This window comes from Streptococcus pseudopneumoniae (assembly GCF_001072925.1).
Lineage (GTDB): Bacteria > Bacillota > Bacilli > Lactobacillales > Streptococcaceae > Streptococcus > Streptococcus pseudopneumoniae_Q.
Window position 1 is genome coordinate 236 of the sequence record NZ_JVHE01000102.1, and the last position, 513, is coordinate 748.

Consider the following 513-nt stretch of genomic DNA (forward strand, 5'->3'; position numbering starts at 1 on the left):
TAGTTACCAGCTGGGACCAATTCATAAGTCTTACCGTCTTTTTCAATCTCTTGTGGACGGTTGTCTACAACTGTGGCGTAGTCTTTGTCTACTGGCTGAGCTTTTTCGTCAGTAACATCTTCCTTGATTGTCTTGCCTTCGGTATCTACATAGTGAACGTAAACATTACCCTTAGGTGCTACTGGTGTTTCTTTAAGTTTGTAAACATAGGTTACATTCTTATCATCTTCGATAACCTTACCAGTTGTTGGGTCTGTTGACTTCAAGTGACCTTGGTCATCTACTTCACCKRCTGTGTARKTACCAGCTGGRACCAATTCRTAAGTMTTACCKTCKWWTTCAATCTCTTGTGGACGGTTGTCTACAACTGTGTCGTAGTCTTTGTCTACTGGTTGAGCATCTTCGTCGGTTACATCTGACTTGATTGTCTTACCTTCTGTATCAACGTAATGGACATAAACGTTACCCTTAGGCTCAGCTGGTGTTTCTTTAAGTTTGTATACATATGTTACA

1 protein-coding gene is annotated in these 513 nt (G+C 40.8%); it reads right to left on the minus strand.

Annotated features, from left to right (window positions below):
• Positions 1–513, minus strand: a 513-nt coding sequence (locus tag ADH81_RS07175) for a MucBP domain-containing protein (RefSeq protein WP_049527691.1), incomplete at both ends; no start/stop codon positions are given.